The 13950-nt window shown below is 32.3% G+C and carries 22 protein-coding genes; 13 read left to right on the forward strand and 9 right to left on the reverse strand.

The genetic code is table 4. The features are described 5' to 3' along the window. On the reverse strand, window positions 1-207 hold a 207-nt coding region (locus DNK47_RS03380), incomplete at its 3' end, for a hypothetical protein (RefSeq protein WP_146737530.1). Window positions 208-229: 22 nt separating this feature from the next. Here DNK47_RS03380 and DNK47_RS03385 point away from each other — a divergent pair. The 5 genes from DNK47_RS03385 to DNK47_RS02475 all read left to right on the forward strand — a co-directional run bounded on the left by DNK47_RS03385 (window position 230) and on the right by DNK47_RS02475 (window position 3437). After that, window positions 230-598: a hypothetical protein gene (locus DNK47_RS03385; protein WP_146737531.1), complete on the forward strand. Its 369-nt coding sequence runs from the start codon at window positions 230-232 to the stop codon at window positions 596-598. A 20-nt stretch (window positions 599-618) separates the two neighbouring features. Beyond that, entirely contained in the window at window positions 619-1212 is a 594-nt protein-coding gene (locus DNK47_RS02460) for a hypothetical protein (RefSeq protein WP_112665627.1), read from the forward strand. Window positions 1213-1492: 280 nt separating this feature from the next. Beyond that, window positions 1493-2104: a restriction endonuclease PLD domain-containing protein gene (locus DNK47_RS02465; protein WP_112665629.1), complete on the forward strand. Its 612-nt coding sequence runs from the start codon at window positions 1493-1495 to the stop codon at window positions 2102-2104. A 2-nt stretch (window positions 2105-2106) separates the two neighbouring features. Next, window positions 2107-2712, forward strand: coding sequence for a restriction endonuclease PLD domain-containing protein (locus DNK47_RS02470; RefSeq protein ID WP_112665631.1), 606 nt, complete (start codon window positions 2107-2109; stop codon window positions 2710-2712). A 224-nt stretch (window positions 2713-2936) separates the two neighbouring features. Then, a complete protein-coding gene (locus DNK47_RS02475) occupies window positions 2937-3437 on the forward strand; it encodes a 23S rRNA (pseudouridine(1915)-N(3))-methyltransferase RlmH (RefSeq protein ID WP_112665633.1) in 501 nt (166 codons plus the stop codon). A 155-nt stretch (window positions 3438-3592) separates the two neighbouring features. Here the strand turns inward: DNK47_RS02475 and DNK47_RS02480 are convergent, their stop codons facing one another. Beyond that, window positions 3593-3940 carry a hypothetical protein gene (locus DNK47_RS02480; protein WP_112665635.1) on the reverse strand — a complete coding sequence of 116 codons (348 nt, stop codon included), beginning with the start codon at window positions 3938-3940 and terminating at the stop codon, window positions 3593-3595. 400 nt (window positions 3941-4340) lie between these two features. Between DNK47_RS02480 and greA the strand changes: the two genes are divergently transcribed. The 5 genes from greA to DNK47_RS02505 all read left to right on the forward strand — a co-directional run bounded on the left by greA (window position 4341) and on the right by DNK47_RS02505 (window position 6981). Next, a complete protein-coding gene (gene greA / locus DNK47_RS02485) occupies window positions 4341-4820 on the forward strand; it encodes a transcription elongation factor GreA (protein ID WP_112665637.1) in 480 nt (159 codons plus the stop codon). A 189-nt stretch (window positions 4821-5009) separates the two neighbouring features. Next, window positions 5010-5633: a hypothetical protein gene (locus tag DNK47_RS02490; protein ID WP_112665639.1), complete on the forward strand. Its 624-nt coding sequence runs from the start codon at window positions 5010-5012 to the stop codon at window positions 5631-5633. Window positions 5634-5659: 26 nt separating this feature from the next. After that, window positions 5660-5902, forward strand: a complete 243-nt coding sequence (gene rpsP / locus DNK47_RS02495; RefSeq protein ID WP_099197259.1) for a 30S ribosomal protein S16 — start codon at window positions 5660-5662, stop codon at window positions 5900-5902. Between the two features lies 1 nt (window position 5903). After that, the gene (locus DNK47_RS02500) at window positions 5904-6392 is read left to right on the forward strand and encodes a hypothetical protein (RefSeq protein ID WP_112665641.1); all 489 of its coding nucleotides are present in this window, start codon (window positions 5904-5906) and stop codon (window positions 6390-6392) included. Between the two features lie 28 nt (window positions 6393-6420). Next, window positions 6421-6981: a hypothetical protein gene (locus DNK47_RS02505; protein WP_112665643.1), complete on the forward strand. Its 561-nt coding sequence runs from the start codon at window positions 6421-6423 to the stop codon at window positions 6979-6981. On the opposite strand, the gene DNK47_RS02510 is transcribed toward DNK47_RS02505, so the two are convergent. From DNK47_RS02510 to DNK47_RS02520, 3 genes are all read right to left on the reverse strand, one after another. Beyond that, a complete protein-coding gene (locus DNK47_RS02510; protein ID WP_112665645.1) occupies window positions 6982-7569 on the reverse strand; it encodes a hypothetical protein in 588 nt (195 codons plus the stop codon). A 44-nt stretch (window positions 7570-7613) separates the two neighbouring features. Beyond that, the gene (locus tag DNK47_RS02515) at window positions 7614-8276 is read right to left on the reverse strand and encodes a hypothetical protein (protein ID WP_112665647.1); all 663 of its coding nucleotides are present in this window, start codon (window positions 8274-8276) and stop codon (window positions 7614-7616) included. An 88-nt stretch (window positions 8277-8364) separates the two neighbouring features. After that, entirely contained in the window at window positions 8365-8988 is a 624-nt protein-coding gene (locus DNK47_RS02520) for a hypothetical protein (protein WP_112665649.1), read from the reverse strand. A gap of 116 nt (window positions 8989-9104) precedes the next feature. Here DNK47_RS02520 and DNK47_RS02525 point away from each other — a divergent pair, with 116 nt between their 5' ends. The 3 genes from DNK47_RS02525 to DNK47_RS02535 are packed head-to-tail and all read left to right on the forward strand — an operon-like array spanning window position 9105 to window position 9967. Continuing rightward, window positions 9105-9497, forward strand: coding sequence for a 50S ribosomal protein L19 (locus DNK47_RS02525; protein WP_112665651.1), 393 nt, complete (start codon window positions 9105-9107; stop codon window positions 9495-9497). Window positions 9498-9501: 4 nt separating this feature from the next. Then, entirely contained in the window at window positions 9502-9672 is a 171-nt protein-coding gene (locus DNK47_RS02530) for a hypothetical protein (protein WP_037331365.1), read from the forward strand. Between the two features lie 34 nt (window positions 9673-9706). Next, a complete protein-coding gene (locus DNK47_RS02535; RefSeq protein ID WP_112665653.1) occupies window positions 9707-9967 on the forward strand; it encodes an HPr family phosphocarrier protein in 261 nt (86 codons plus the stop codon). 33 nt (window positions 9968-10000) lie between these two features. On the opposite strand, the gene rplQ is transcribed toward DNK47_RS02535, so the two are convergent. The 4 genes from rplQ to DNK47_RS03490 all read right to left on the reverse strand — a co-directional run. Beyond that, complete coding sequence (gene rplQ, locus DNK47_RS02540; protein WP_112665655.1) at window positions 10001-10342, reverse strand: 50S ribosomal protein L17; 342 nt, start codon at window positions 10340-10342, stop codon at window positions 10001-10003. Window positions 10343-10347: 5 nt separating this feature from the next. After that, the gene (locus DNK47_RS02545) at window positions 10348-11856 is read right to left on the reverse strand and encodes an amino acid permease (RefSeq protein ID WP_112665657.1); all 1509 of its coding nucleotides are present in this window, start codon (window positions 11854-11856) and stop codon (window positions 10348-10350) included. Next, window positions 11856-12701, reverse strand: coding sequence for a phosphate ABC transporter ATP-binding protein (locus tag DNK47_RS02550; RefSeq protein WP_112665659.1), 846 nt, complete (start codon window positions 12699-12701; stop codon window positions 11856-11858). Before DNK47_RS02550 ends, DNK47_RS02545 begins: the two co-directional genes overlap by 1 nt. Window positions 12702-12707: 6 nt before the next feature. After that, window positions 12708-13950 (reverse strand): ABC transporter permease (locus DNK47_RS03490; RefSeq protein ID WP_181454157.1); only part of this gene is annotated, 1243 nt, incomplete at its 5' end.

Raw genomic sequence — 13950 nt, forward strand, 5'->3', positions numbered from 1 at the left:
CGGTAGTGCCCCTTGACTATTACGTCAATTCAATCTCGGAAACTCATCGAGTGCTGGTGTTACAGTATCCTCTAGCCCCTCCCCCTTAACCCCCTCTTCCGAACCAGTTTCTCCGACTCATACTACGTCAGAACAACCCTCTGGAGTTCCGGAAGAAGCCCCTTCCCTATCTCTCCCGCCAGTTACAAAAAATGAAGAAAATTGCACTCTAAAAAAAGATCTAGAAGATTTGGAAGATGCATTATGATCTACTGGAATTTCAGACTTTGACCCCTTTATTAAGGTAGTTTGTACAAATACAAACAAAAATACTAGTTCACCAATACCAACCCAATGAGAAGGATTATTTCCTAATTCTTTACTTAAAAATAGAACAGAACTTACTTATGAAAAGAAATTTGAAATAAAAACACAAACTGAATCTTTAGGAGAGACAAATAAATATAAGACAACCTTTAGTGGTTCACATTTCTATGATGATGTGGTAGGAGAGTGAACAAAGAATGATCCATTTGAAGGAGAAAAAGAAATGGCTGAAATGATAATAGTTTCTTCAAGATCCTCTTCTGAAAAGATTTATTTACTACTTAAGAAATAAAGATAATTTTTCTTTAAGTCATGTTGGCAACAGTAAAAGTTCTTTCTGTTATTGCTGCAATTGGAGGTTGCGCTAGTGTTCCATGATTCCTTCAAAACACGAACGAGAAAGGATCAACATCTAGTTTAGAAGAAAAACAAATTCCTGAAACTATTGCATCTCCGCGCGAAGTTAAAAAGATGGAAAAGTTAGTGCCAGCTACGCAGTTTCAGAAAACAGTGAAGGAAAACTGTCAAGTTATTGATTTCCCAGACTTGAATAATTTTCTTTATGATCTCAGTACAAGTGGTACCTTTATTCCTGTTTCTTGTGAAGGAGCTAATAAGGATTCTAGTAGCAAGATCCCCAACAATTGAAAAGGATTATTTCCTGACTATTTATTTGTAAACAAGAGCGAATTTAACAAGGGAAAGAAGTTTGAGTTGACAACCGAGACAACAATCTTGAGTGATGGTAATGCTCAAACAATTTTTGAAGGAACTGGGTTACATGAGGTTGTAACAGGTAAATGAGGAGAAGAGACTTCAGTTTTTAGAGGAGAAGAAGTCGTTAAAGTACAAACAATTAACTTTGTACAACTTCAAGCCGGTAAGATTTTTCTTTTTCTTAAGTAAGGAAGTCAGCTTTTAAGCCTAAGTTTTCTTAATTATTGATAATTTAAGACCGAAAATTTTAAAGAGTTAATCACATATTTTTAGTAATTTAGATATTTATATTTCTGCCTTTTTTCGAATTTCTGATTATTAGTTAATTAAAGTGACAACTCACTACTTTTTATTAGGACTGATTAGATTTTTAATGCTGACCACATTTTTTCTTTTAGGTTTATTTTTCAGAAAGCCAATGTATCTTGTTGAAGATTAAAACAACTTCAACTTAAAAACTTTCTAGTCTATGAAAGAAAGACTTTTATATTCCAATATTTGACCTTTATTAACTAAAGAGGGAGAAAAGACCATTGAGACTTGTTTTATAGAAGAAATTAAAAAATCAGATCAATTAGAAATTGCTGTAGGCTTCTCTTCTTGTAATACTTTGCGAAAATTAGACGAATTAATAACACAACAAAAGATTAAAAATGTTTCTTTGATTCTAGGAATGTATTATTTTGATGGAATTTCAAAAGCACTTTTCAATCTTGCTTTGAAAATTAATGACAAATGACAAAAATCTGGAATAGGAGAGATAAGGATTATTCACTCTTTTAGATATCACGGAAAGTTATATTGTTTTCTGAAAAGTAATGAAGTTAACTCTGCAATGATAGGTTCTCCAAATTTAAGTTTCTTGGCGAGTAAAGAACCAGATAAATTAGAGTGAAAACAATATGAAATAGCTCTTCTAACCAATAAAACAGAAACTTTATCAAACATTAAAAGTCATATTCAATCTTTAAAGTCAGAAAATATTTCAAAAAACATAGCTTTTCTGGCAGAAAATAAATTACTTATGGTGATAAAGAGTGTGCAAAAAGAATACGAAAAAGTTTCTAAAATGAAGGTTTAAGTATGTCAGAAAACAGAGAAGAATTAACTCTTACAGAAGTAAAGAAGGCGAAGGTTTTGCAAACCATTGTTTTGCCTTTAATTGTTCCTACTGAATCTGAGGTTTTAAATTCAGCTAATTTAGATTTATCGAAATCGGATCTTAATGCCTGTTATAGTAAATCATCTAATGGACAATCTGGAAAGAAACAGAGTTGGTACGATGTGCAATTAATTGTTAATTTTCAAGGAGATTTGCCTTCAAGAAAAGAATGATTCTATATGGTCACGGATGATGGAGATCTCTTTAAGGCGTGTTTCACCGGCAAAAGAGTTAAGAGATTGTGTACATTTGAGAATAAAAAAATTATTGGTGTATGAATTAAAGAAAGATTAGTTGAATGAGAAGCGTTAGAAAGTTTCAAATTCGTTCATCAAGATCAAAAAAGATCAGGAATAATTACTAAAGAAACATTAGATTTTTACGGTGGTGACACTATATACATTAAGAAGACCAATAAAACTAAGAAAGATGAGGATGGGATAACAAGAGATATATGACTTATATCTTTTCCTTACAGACTTTATTCAGCAGAAGGAGAAGAGTGTTTATCAGATACTGAATTCTAGAAATTAGAGTTAACTAAGTATTTCTCTCTTTCTAATTAATTCACAAAAAGATTTTTAAATAGTTAGTGAGCTAATTTATTAATAAAGTCAGAACTTTTTATTTTTTAACTTTATTTCCAATAGAGCTTACTAATTGATTAATTCATTCAATTACCTTAAAAGCCCTTTATAGAGCTCCAATTGCTTATAAGGTACTAAATATAAGACAGGGATGAAATCAACAAGTGGATTTTCCTGATGTCGGGGGGAGAGGTGGAATGGTCATTTCCATAGAACCTATTTATAAGTTACTAGAGAAAAATAAGTTGTTAAATAATGCCCATATTATCTTGTTATGCCCAAGAGGTAATAAATTAACTCAAACTAGATTTAGGGAGCTGGAGAAGTTATCTAGTGAAGCCCCAATAGTTTTTCTTTGTGGACATTATGAAGGTATAGATGAAAGAATCTCACACTTTATCTCCGAAAGACTTTCCATTGGAAATTACATAATTTCTTCAGGAACTTTAGCGGCTTCAGTAATTCTAGAAGGAATTGTTAGATTAATTCCTAATGTTATTTCTGAAGAGAGTTTGGAATTTGAAAGCTTCAATCATTCTGAAAGCCCAACAGATTTAGATTTTCCTTGCTATGCCCCTCCCAAAAATTTCTTAGGATACAAGATTCCAGAACATCTGGGAAAAGCTCCTAAAAAATCTAAATCAGTTAAAAATAAAAATAGTTAAATAAAGATTAGGTTATGTCAATAAAAGATATATTTAGTAAGTTATTTTCTAAGAAGAAGGATAAAGAGCCTAAGAAAGAAGTTCCAAAAGCCAATTGATTTACTTTCCTTAGATCTTTTTAGAAACTAATTAGATATAGAGCTAAGTAACCTTTTTTAATAGGAAATCAAATAGATATTTGTATTTTCAGAAACTGAAATTGAAGTTATTGGAAATTCACCTTCATTGGTTATCTTTTCCTTTCAAGTTCCTGCAACAGGCGCCTTTAGGACTTTACTTTCAAAAGTAGTAGTTGTTATTTCATCTTTCGACACAGTTTTGGTTTTTATGTCTAGCTTTTTACCAATTGCAAGCTCATCACCACTAGCTAATAAACTGCTAGGAAATAAACCCGTTCAAGCATAAGAAAGAGAGCCACTGTCAGTTTCAACATTAGTATTTTCGCAAAGAATTCCAACATAAAGATCTCCTTCTTTTCCATTTTTTAGAAGAAATTTTTCCAAGTTCTTGGAGATCTCTTCAATCTCGCAATTGCCCTTACCAATATTTGAATTTGTCGTGGTAGAAAGCTTTCTTATAACTGTCTTAGCTCGTGAATTCTACAGCAAAACTTTCTCGAGAACTATTTAATAACAGAGGAAAACCAACATAACCTCCAATAAATACGGAAATTGCCCCAATAGTTTTTAAGCTTGCGAACATAAATTACTCAAAAAAACCGCCATTTATTCTAACTCAGTTTTTGAATTCACTTTTTTAAAGCAACTTAATAATTGTTGTTAGGTTTGCATCCTTCCTTTTTCTTCTGTAAATTTACCGATGAAATATTCTTCTAAATACTGTAATTATCCCCATTAAGTTAATAAAATAAAGAATTAGTTATTTCTCAATAACTAACCACTTATGACAACCCATTACATAACAGAAGAAAAGTTAGCTGAAATTAAATCTCAGCTATCTAAATTGATAGATGTTGAAAGACCACAAGTTCTCGAAGAACTTAAACATGCAAGAAGCCTGGGCGACTTATCTGAAAATGCAGATTATGATAGTGCCAAAATGAGACAAGAGCAATTAGAAAAGAGAATTACAGAGCTTGAAACTATCTTAAAGAATTATGAGATCATTGGTAAAGAAGAAGAAAAGAAGGCAAAAGATGAAAAAGTAGTGAAAATAGGTTCTAAAGTCAGAGTATTTCACTCCTTAACTAGCAAAGAATATACTTATGAAATTCTAGGTAGTTTAGATGCAGATCCTGCACAATTCAAAATTTCAAATGAATCTCCGATAGCCAGAACCATCTTAGGAAAGCCAGTTGGAGGCCCTTATGCAGTAGAAGGAATGCAGAAAAGTTATTTTATTAAAATACTTGAGATTTTTTAGTTTTTTCATTAGGCCTTAAGAATTCCTTCTATTATTGTTTCAAAAAGAGCCATTAATTTTGAACTTTTAGTTATAGGGAAGGTAGAGAGCATACTATCTGAAGGAGTCTTAATTACACCAAAAACATATGCCTTTTTCCATAAAAACAAAAACTTTTACTTTGGAGATGTACCAAAAAGTGCAATTGCTTTGTTCTGTCCCTATTCCGGTTTAAGTGACTTTCATGATAATTGAGAAAAATTAATTTGCACAGATATCGAACATAAATTCTTACTCTCTACTAATTGAGAATTAATTCACCAGCTTTTAGAAGAAGTTAGACTTCTGGGAAAAAATATAGATGTACCAGAAAGAAATGAAAATTCTTTGGAGATTGGCTATTTTCAGCAATGAAAATCTAGACTAAAGCAATCCCTATTAACTTTGTTGGATTCTGATTTTCAAGAACTGATAAACAAGTACATTCAAAAGATATTTAGTAATCCAAATTCAAAACTAAATTACAAGTTAATTCATCCTGAAGAAATTAGAAACAAAAATAAGTTATATCCAACCTTATCTGGGGCTAGAAGTATTTATTCCTTTCTAAATAGAAAATTAGAGATATTGCCTTTATTTTCAGGAACAAAAGAATCAAATAAAGAGGTATATTTTGGTTGACCTTTAAAGAAATTAGAGAATGAAGAACAACATATTTACTCTTCCGAATGAATTTCTCAATTAGAAAAGGATTCTCCAGATCTATTTGATTGCCCTGACTTCAAGGAACCTGAGATTCCTGACTCTCAGATAAGTTCTAAAAATAAGAAATAAAATTTCTAAAAGTATATTAGGAGACAATGGTTAGGCTGAGACTTAAAAAGATGGGCAAGAAACATAATCCTTTTTTCAGAATTATTGCTATAGACTCTAGAAGAGCAAGAGATTCTGCCGAACTTAAGACTTTAGGTTTTTATGAACCTAAAAAGGGAAATTTTCAATTAGATATGACTTTGTATCAAGAATTTATTGGAAAAGGAGCTCAACCCACAAAGAACTTGTTAGATTTGATTAAAGCTCAATCTAGACTTTCCAGACTTTAGTTTGAAGTTATCTATTTCTGCGGTACCAAAGCGCACTGAAGGCAACTCACAAATTTGTTTTCCTATAGTTCTTTACTTAGAAAGCGAAGAAGAGGATAGTTCTTCTCCATTTCCAGAATGATCTCCTTCTGCCTTTCCATTTTCCGAGAATGAAATATGAGACAAACCAGAAGATATAGTAGCTAAACACACTGAAAGAATGAAGGAATTATTTAGAACACAAAAAGAGATAGGCTATTTCTATCCAGAAGGTTGTTTTGTGTCTTTAGATAGAGATTTATTTTGTCATTACTTATTAGCAGGTTGTAAGCCTAATAGAGCTTTACAAAGATTGTTGAAGAATATAGAGTTTGAGCTAACGGGCCTAGAGAAGTTTCAATTGTATAAATTACTTTCTGGAGGAAAAGATAGTTATTTTGAAGTTAAGAATTCTTCTAACATACTAGAGCTATCCGAGAAGCTTAGAAAGCTCCAGCAGAAAAATAAGTAAAATAAAACACGGTTTTTAGTAATTAAGCATGGTTTTTATTCTTAAAGCTTTAGCAGGTACATTAGCCTTTGGCGGAATTGCCACTCCTATAGCTCTCTCGCAATTTGAAGATCCTTTGCTAGAGTATAGAGAAGAGATTACGCCAGAAAACAAGAATTTAAAGGTGCGAAAAGTATTGCAATGATTGAGAGAAAAAGATTGTCAATTAATTCAAAATCCAGAGAATGAAAACAATTGGTCTAATGCAATATATGCCTGCGAGAAACAAGAAAATGGCATAGCTAATTTTTATTATGTAGGGCCAGAGAATTCTTTTATTACTGAGATTGAATCTAATTTGATTAGGAAAGTATCAACTGTTAATTATCTAGCCAATAAAGAGAAAGAAACTGCTATGTTATTTTTAGGTCTTGAAGATGGAGAGAGTATTAATTGGGCAGTGGCCTTTGAAAGTGGTTGGAGATATTTCAAAAATGTAAGTCTAAGTGAACAATGTAGTGTTCGAGCCAAGGCGTTAGGAGGAGATGATCTTTTATGTAAGTTAGAAAATACTAATTCAGCTTTTTATTACAGCTTTTCAGTCTTTTAGTTAAGTTTCAATAGTTTTCTTATCTGGGAATAATAGATAAATTGGATTTGTTTTTCCCAATCTACCAAAAGCATTAATAGTTACAAATAATCTTCCATCAGCGACAGTAGTTTGCTTGTCTCATTCTCCAACAGTAAAGTCGTTTTCCAAGCTTTTGCTATAGAAAAAAGTGTTGTAAAAGGAACCTGTACCTTCCTTTTCTGTTTTAGTTTTTATTTCAAGTTCAAAACCTGTTTTATGAAATTCTTGACTCTTAAATAAGACTTTGGGAAATAAACCTTTTCAATTATTTGGCATTATTTCTTTTGCATCTATATTGACATTTTCACAAGAAACAGTTATATAGTCTTCTTCCTCTTTAATAAGTTCTCAAAAGACATTTTCACTTAATTTATCAATCACTTTGCAATTCTTTTCTTCAGTTAACTTTGTATCTTCTATGTTTATTAGTGGTATTCCTGAGGGGGGGGCTATCGAATGTCTTGTTTCAGCATTATTTGAATTATTTTTTCGTTCTTTTTCTAAAAAGAATGGAATTAAACCACAGCAGCCAGCACAAACAACAAAGAATTTAGTAGCTAAAGACACAATAAGGAAATATTAAATAGGTCCTTAAATTTAAGCCTATTGAGTTAGTTAGATCAAATATATATTTTGTCTGGAATAGCGGTTGGAGTAGAGATTGAGATAATTTTGAAAGTTTTTTGTTGAGACTCTTCTTCTTTTCCATCTCATTTTCCAGTTACAAGATTATTGAATTTATTCTTTCCATCAAAAATCACTGTGTAGTCATTTAATCCTGTTTCTGTTGGAGTAACTTCCATCTTTATATCAAATTTCTTTCCCTGTAGAAAAGAACGCATGGTAGAGAATACTCCTTCCGGGAATAGACCTCCTCATGTGTTTGCCGATATCAAAGGATTGTTAATTACATCTTCACAAGAAACAGTTACATACTTTTCAGTGCCTTCACTAGTATTGTTTCAAAATCAATCATTCATCTCTTCCGGCACTTCATTTAATATAGTGCAATTGCCAGTTTCATCAACTTCTTGGGGGGGGCGAGAATCAGGAGCTTGCTGTGGAACTTTTAGAACCTCTATAGAGGGATTTTCAGTAAGTTTTGGATCGGTCGGAGTATCTTCAGTTCTTGTGGCAGAAGGAACACTAGAAGGAGTTTGAGCAATATTTACTGTCTCTGGACTCTTTCCTCGTAATTTATTCAAAGATCAGGGAACTAACACACCCCCTCCAAGCCCACCAACTGCCACAATAGCCCTAAGACTTAAAGACAAGCTCTAAAAGAAACTGTTATGACTCTCAAATTTTAAGACTGACAACTTTAAGAGCGAAGAAATACTTGTAAATCCAGTAGATAAAAAATTAACTGTTTTCCGCAAATATAAGAAAAATTGAATTAGTGTTACCAAGTTCGCCCGAAAGAGTTACTGCTGTGATTTTTTTATCCCCCGCATCTCTTAAATCATTCCCCCACTCACCAACGATTGAAGAATTTTGTAATTTACTTCCTTCAAAAACTGTCTTATATCTCCCCTCCACTATTGAGGTAGTTATTGTTTTAATTCCAATCCTTTTCCCTTGTGTTAAATCTTGTCTACCAGTCATCAAAACATCAGGGAATATACCAGTTCACTCCCCCACCATCCTTTTATCAACAGAACTTTTACTAGTATTTTTGCAAACAATAGTATAGTAAGAGCTCATTCTATCTGAAATTTCAAGGTCTCAAAAAACATCTTCTAAAGGTTGCACAATTTCACAATTTTCCTCTTCAAACTCTTTTTTGATTTCTGGCAAAGTGGTCTTTCTTGTTTCCAAAGTACCTAAGGATTGAATTTCAGATGTTGACGAAACTTCTAAATTGGTCTGCGAGCTGGGAGATGCAATTGAATCATTATTTTCTACCCCCTTTTGAAAAAAAGGTATAAGGCAACAGCCAGAAAAAATCCCTCCAATTATGGAAAGAATTTTTGCCCCCTCCAGCAATTTAGGTGATTACTCAATTAATAGTAAGTAATATTTCCTTATTTATCATTTATTTGTATTAAGTTTTCTTTGTGCACTTAGTTTTTAATTAGAGTTTTCTCTTAAGTAATTACTTTATGGATTTACTTCTAGAAACTAAAAAACATTTTTATGGTTTACAAGGAGATAGCTTTAAGAGTCAACTTTTTAAGCAACTTAAAGCAGGGGATATTGTACTAGTTCAAGAAAAGATCATTGATGACAAAAAGAAAGAAAGAATTCAAAGATTTGAAGGCTTGCTTATAAGAAAAAGAGGCTCTTTGTTGGGAGAAAACATTCTCTTGAGAGAGAAGATGAAAAACTATTGAGTGGAAAAGTCTTTCTTTATTCATTCCCCATTAATTCACAAGATAGAAAGGGTTAGAGAGGGTAGATCCAGAAGAGCTTATCTGTCTTACTTAAGAAATGCTGAATCTCTCCCTCTTAAACTAAAGAGATTGAAAGCTAAATCAACTAATAAACCAAAGTAGTTATATGCCAGTTATTAAGGTAAAAGAGAATGGAATAGACCAAGCTTTAATCGAATTTAAAAAGCTTTCTGTTGAGGTTAAAAGAACAGCAATGAGATATCTTTTTCACTTAAGACCAGCACTTCAAAAGAAAGAAAAGAAAAAGAGAGCAGATATGAGAAGAAAATTCTATTAATAGTTCTAAAATTTAAAAGTAGTTAGAGGCACAAATGAAAACAGTTGAGTACATAATTCAAGATAAAGTAGGCCTTCATGCTAGACCTGCTTCTAAATTAGTTCAATCACTCTCTAAATATAAGTCTTCTGTTTTTATGGAATTTGAAGGAAAAAAAGCTAACGCAAAATCCATTATTAACTTAATGTCTTTGGGAGTTACAGGAAAATCTAAGGTTATATTCCAAATTGAAGGAGAAGATGAAGAAGAACTATCTAACTCTTTAACTGAAATACTAGCAGAGCACGGGATCTAGTTTCCCTAGTTAGCCCAATTAGGGCTAACTTCTTTAAACCAGTTGAACTAGGAAAGAACCTTTAGAGGTTTTTAGTAATCTTGTGTAACCTCCTTTTCTAGATCTATATTTCTTTGCAAGCTCTTCAAATAGTTTTTTCACCAATTCCTCTCTAGTAAATTTAGAAGTTCTAAGAACTATAGAGTAAGCCTTTCTCTTAGTAATTAAGTTGTCTACTTTAGCTAAAGTTATTAACTTTTCAAAATATTTCTGAGTAGTTCTAGCATAACTTAATTTGGTAGTAATTTGACCATAAGAAATTAGATCAGAACACTGTTGTCTGGTAGTCATCCTTCTTCTAGCAGTGTCAACTCCCTTTTTATGTATGTAAGACATTTAAGTTAAGTAGAAACTATCTTGACCAGTGAATATTCTTGGTTAAGTTTATTAAATCTTTTGGACTCTGTAGCTTTAGGGGCGAATCATTCTTTTAGTTTAAATTTGATCTGCGGAAGAACAGGATAGGTTATTAAAGTTCCCAAAATAAGTAATTTCAATAGCGCAGTTGTAAAGTGACTTGGATTTTTACCAGAAGCACTTGATCCACTATAAAACAATGAAATCACATTATTAAGTAAGAAATATATAAATGCTATGAGAATTCCAATAGAAGTAAAGAGATTTGTTTTTTTACCTGCTCTAGAATTTCACAACACAATACCCAAAACTCCAAAGATAATCAAGGAGTTCAACTCTGCCAGTGTGTCATTAATAGTTCAAAGAAACTCTATATTATGACTTTGTGTTCAATACATTATCTGAGTAATAAAAACAGCCACTAAAGCAATACCTCCCATCTGACCTAATAAGTGAATCCAGACAGACAATTTACTTGCCAATCCATATTTCACACTCTTGACTTTTATAAATCTTTCTCTGATACTATTAATCTCTTTGAAGTTGTACTTATAGTGAAGCTGTACTAATTGGTTTTGACCGCACATAGAAGACACATTTAAGCTAGATAAGAAAGTTAAAAAGATAAGAACTGTCAGTATGTTTTTAAAATGAGGCGTCTTTAATCCTTGAAAGTTCATAAAGTCTCCTGTTTTTTTATCTGCCATCAAAGTAACACTTATTACTAGAAAATAAATCAAGGTAATTGCAATGAAAGATAGTGAGACTATTTTTCTAAATGAAGTCTCTTTTCTTGTTCTTTCCTTAAGAGATAATACAGAGTAGAACCCATCATACATAAAAAAGATAGAAGGAAGGCCTGACATCAAGACAGTTCAGCTTCCGAATTTATTTAGACCAGCACCTTCTTGTTGATTGCCATTACTTTGCCCCTGTCCACTTCTAGCAAAAAAAGAGTGAATTCCAAAACCCAATGTATAGAGAATTGATAAGAAAATAAAGCAAGATAATACCTTCTGCAAAATCACAGCCCCTTTAAAAGAAAAAACATTAAGACTAGTAATTACGGCACTAAGTAAAAAAGCACAAATACAAATGCCTCAAATGCCCAATATGCCTTTTTCATTAACTCACTTAATTAGATAAATAGAGGTAGTTAGTATTCCTATTGGATGCAATAACTTGGTAGTAAATCCTACTACTCAGTTCTTAAATTTAGTCCCACAATATTTCTCTACTCACTCTACAAATCCCCTACCACTACTAGTATTCTTATCTACTAATCTTGTAAAGGCTCAACACATAGAGATAATGAGACAAGTTGAAATACAAAATAAAGCAAAAATAGGTCAATACTCACCTTTTGAAAGCTCAATTAAAGTCTTTGACTTCAGGAATATTCCTATTCCCAACATAGAGCAGATAGAGATAATAAATAACTTTCTGCTGTTTAATTCTTTTGAGATCGAATTAAAGGAGAAAGACTTAATCACTAGTATTGCCCCAATATAAAGTTCTTAAACTCTTTGGTCTTCGGAGCAGTAAATAACTTAGGGGTTGGTCCTTGTTCAACTATTTCCCCTCCCTTGATAAAGACAGTGTAGTCAGCAATGTGTTTCACCTGCGAAAGCGAATGTGAAACTATTATCACAGTTATCTTGCTGGCAATATTCAAAATCAATTTTTCAATTTTAGAAGCGGAAGAGGGGTCCAAAGCACTAGTAGGCTCATCCATTAACAATAGCTCTGGCTCCAAAATTAAAGCTCTGGCAAAACAGAGTTTCTGCGCTTGCCCCACAGATAAAGTGCCAATAGGACAACTATCCAATCTGTCTTTAAGTTCTTCTCAAAGATCACACTCAACCAATATTTTCTTTAGTTTCTGTTCTAAAAGCTTAGAATCATACATCCCTCTCGCTTTTAGAGCAAATAGAATATTCTCCCTAATAGTCAGGGGAAACAAAACAGGCAACTGACTAATTAGCCCTATTCTTTTTTTCAGCAATTCAATAGGAAAAGAAGTAGAAAGTAGCTCTGTTCCTCGGTAGACTATCTTTCCCTCTCAGCAATAATTGTGATCCTCCCCCTGTTCAAATATTTCCTTAGTAATTGATTTCAGCAAGAGAGATTTTCCTGCCCCTGAAGGACCAATGATTCCTCAAACTTTATTCTTAGAGAAAGTTAAGTTAATGTCAGATAATACAGTCTTTTTCTTTTTTTTTCCTTCCTTTAGAAAAAGAGAGAAATCTTTTATATATAGGAAATCTGTTTCTTCTTCAGAGTTAAATAATTTGTAAGCAGGAAGAGTTTCTGTTTTTTTTCTTCAGTCGAACTTCACAATTTACTATTGAATACTTAATTGAACTAAGAATTTAGCTTTATTTTTGGAATTCATATGCCAGTAATAGTTAAATATTTTCTTTAGATAGAGCTTTTTGACTAATCTAACACCCCTCTTAAATAGCTTTATTCAAAAAGTAGTTAATAATGAATACAGAAAGATTGAGAATATCAATATAAAGAAAATGGTCTCATAAACTACTGACTTCAATTCAACTATTTTGTATTTATAAAAAGAAGCAAAGAATTTAGTTGTTAGAGTTTGTCCAGGGCCTCACAAGGTAAATCTGGAGGAAGGAGAGACACCCATAGTAATGAAGAGCAAACCACTTTCTCCATTCAATTTAGTTGTCAAATTAGATAGGTGCTTTCTAATCTTGGACTTACCATCCCTCAAGAGTAGATAGATTAGATTGAAGTTTTGTAATCCCAGATAAGATAGAGCTTTACTGTATTTCTTGGAATAAGCTTCAAATAGATTAGAGAATTTATTGAATAAAAATGGGAAGCTCAATATAGTAAAAGAGAGAATTCCGGCAAATACAGAAGTCTTTCCTATTCCTAACTTCAGATAGTTAAGAAAAAAGAAAGAGCTGAACATGGCTCAAAGCATAGGAGGAGCTGTTCCTATTCCTGAAATAATTGAGGTAAAGAAACTTTTTATTCTCTTATGTTTTCTTAGATAAATATTCACAAAGAAAGCAGAAAAGAAGCTAATTGGCAGAGATCATGAAACGGAGAAAAATAGCAGAAGTATAGTATTTCAAGTAGGAACCACTATTCCCTTTAAGCTATAAGTTTCAGTATTTCCGGTGAAGAGGTTATAGAAGATAAAGTAAAGTCCTCTAAATATAGCCACTCCAAGAATAGATAGGAATAGAGAAAGAACTAAGAAAACTAAGGTCTTTTCTCTTCAAGCTCTAAAAGTTCTCAAGAATTGATTTCGAGTGGTTTCTTTCTTACTGTAAACATCTTTTTGTAGATATCTAGAAAGATAGATAGAAGAATTTTTGTACCTTAGATGTTCAATCTTGCTCTTAATCTTTCAAGAGAGACTATCTCATTTGCGACTTACTAGATTTCCCTTATAGTTAAGCTCTGAAGCTTTCTTTCTAAGGAATCAGTTGAGAAATATTGAGAGAACCAATAAAGATGCACCGAATACATACATAGCTTGTCTATTTTTCTCCCCACCACCCTCAGAGAAATAGAAAGAAGAAATCAAGCTGGAAATAGTATGACTCTCT

The sequence above is a fragment of the Mycoplasma wenyonii genome, from assembly GCF_003265155.1.
Lineage (GTDB): Bacteria > Bacillota_I > Bacilli_A > Mycoplasmatales > Mycoplasmoidaceae > Eperythrozoon_A > Eperythrozoon_A wenyonii_C.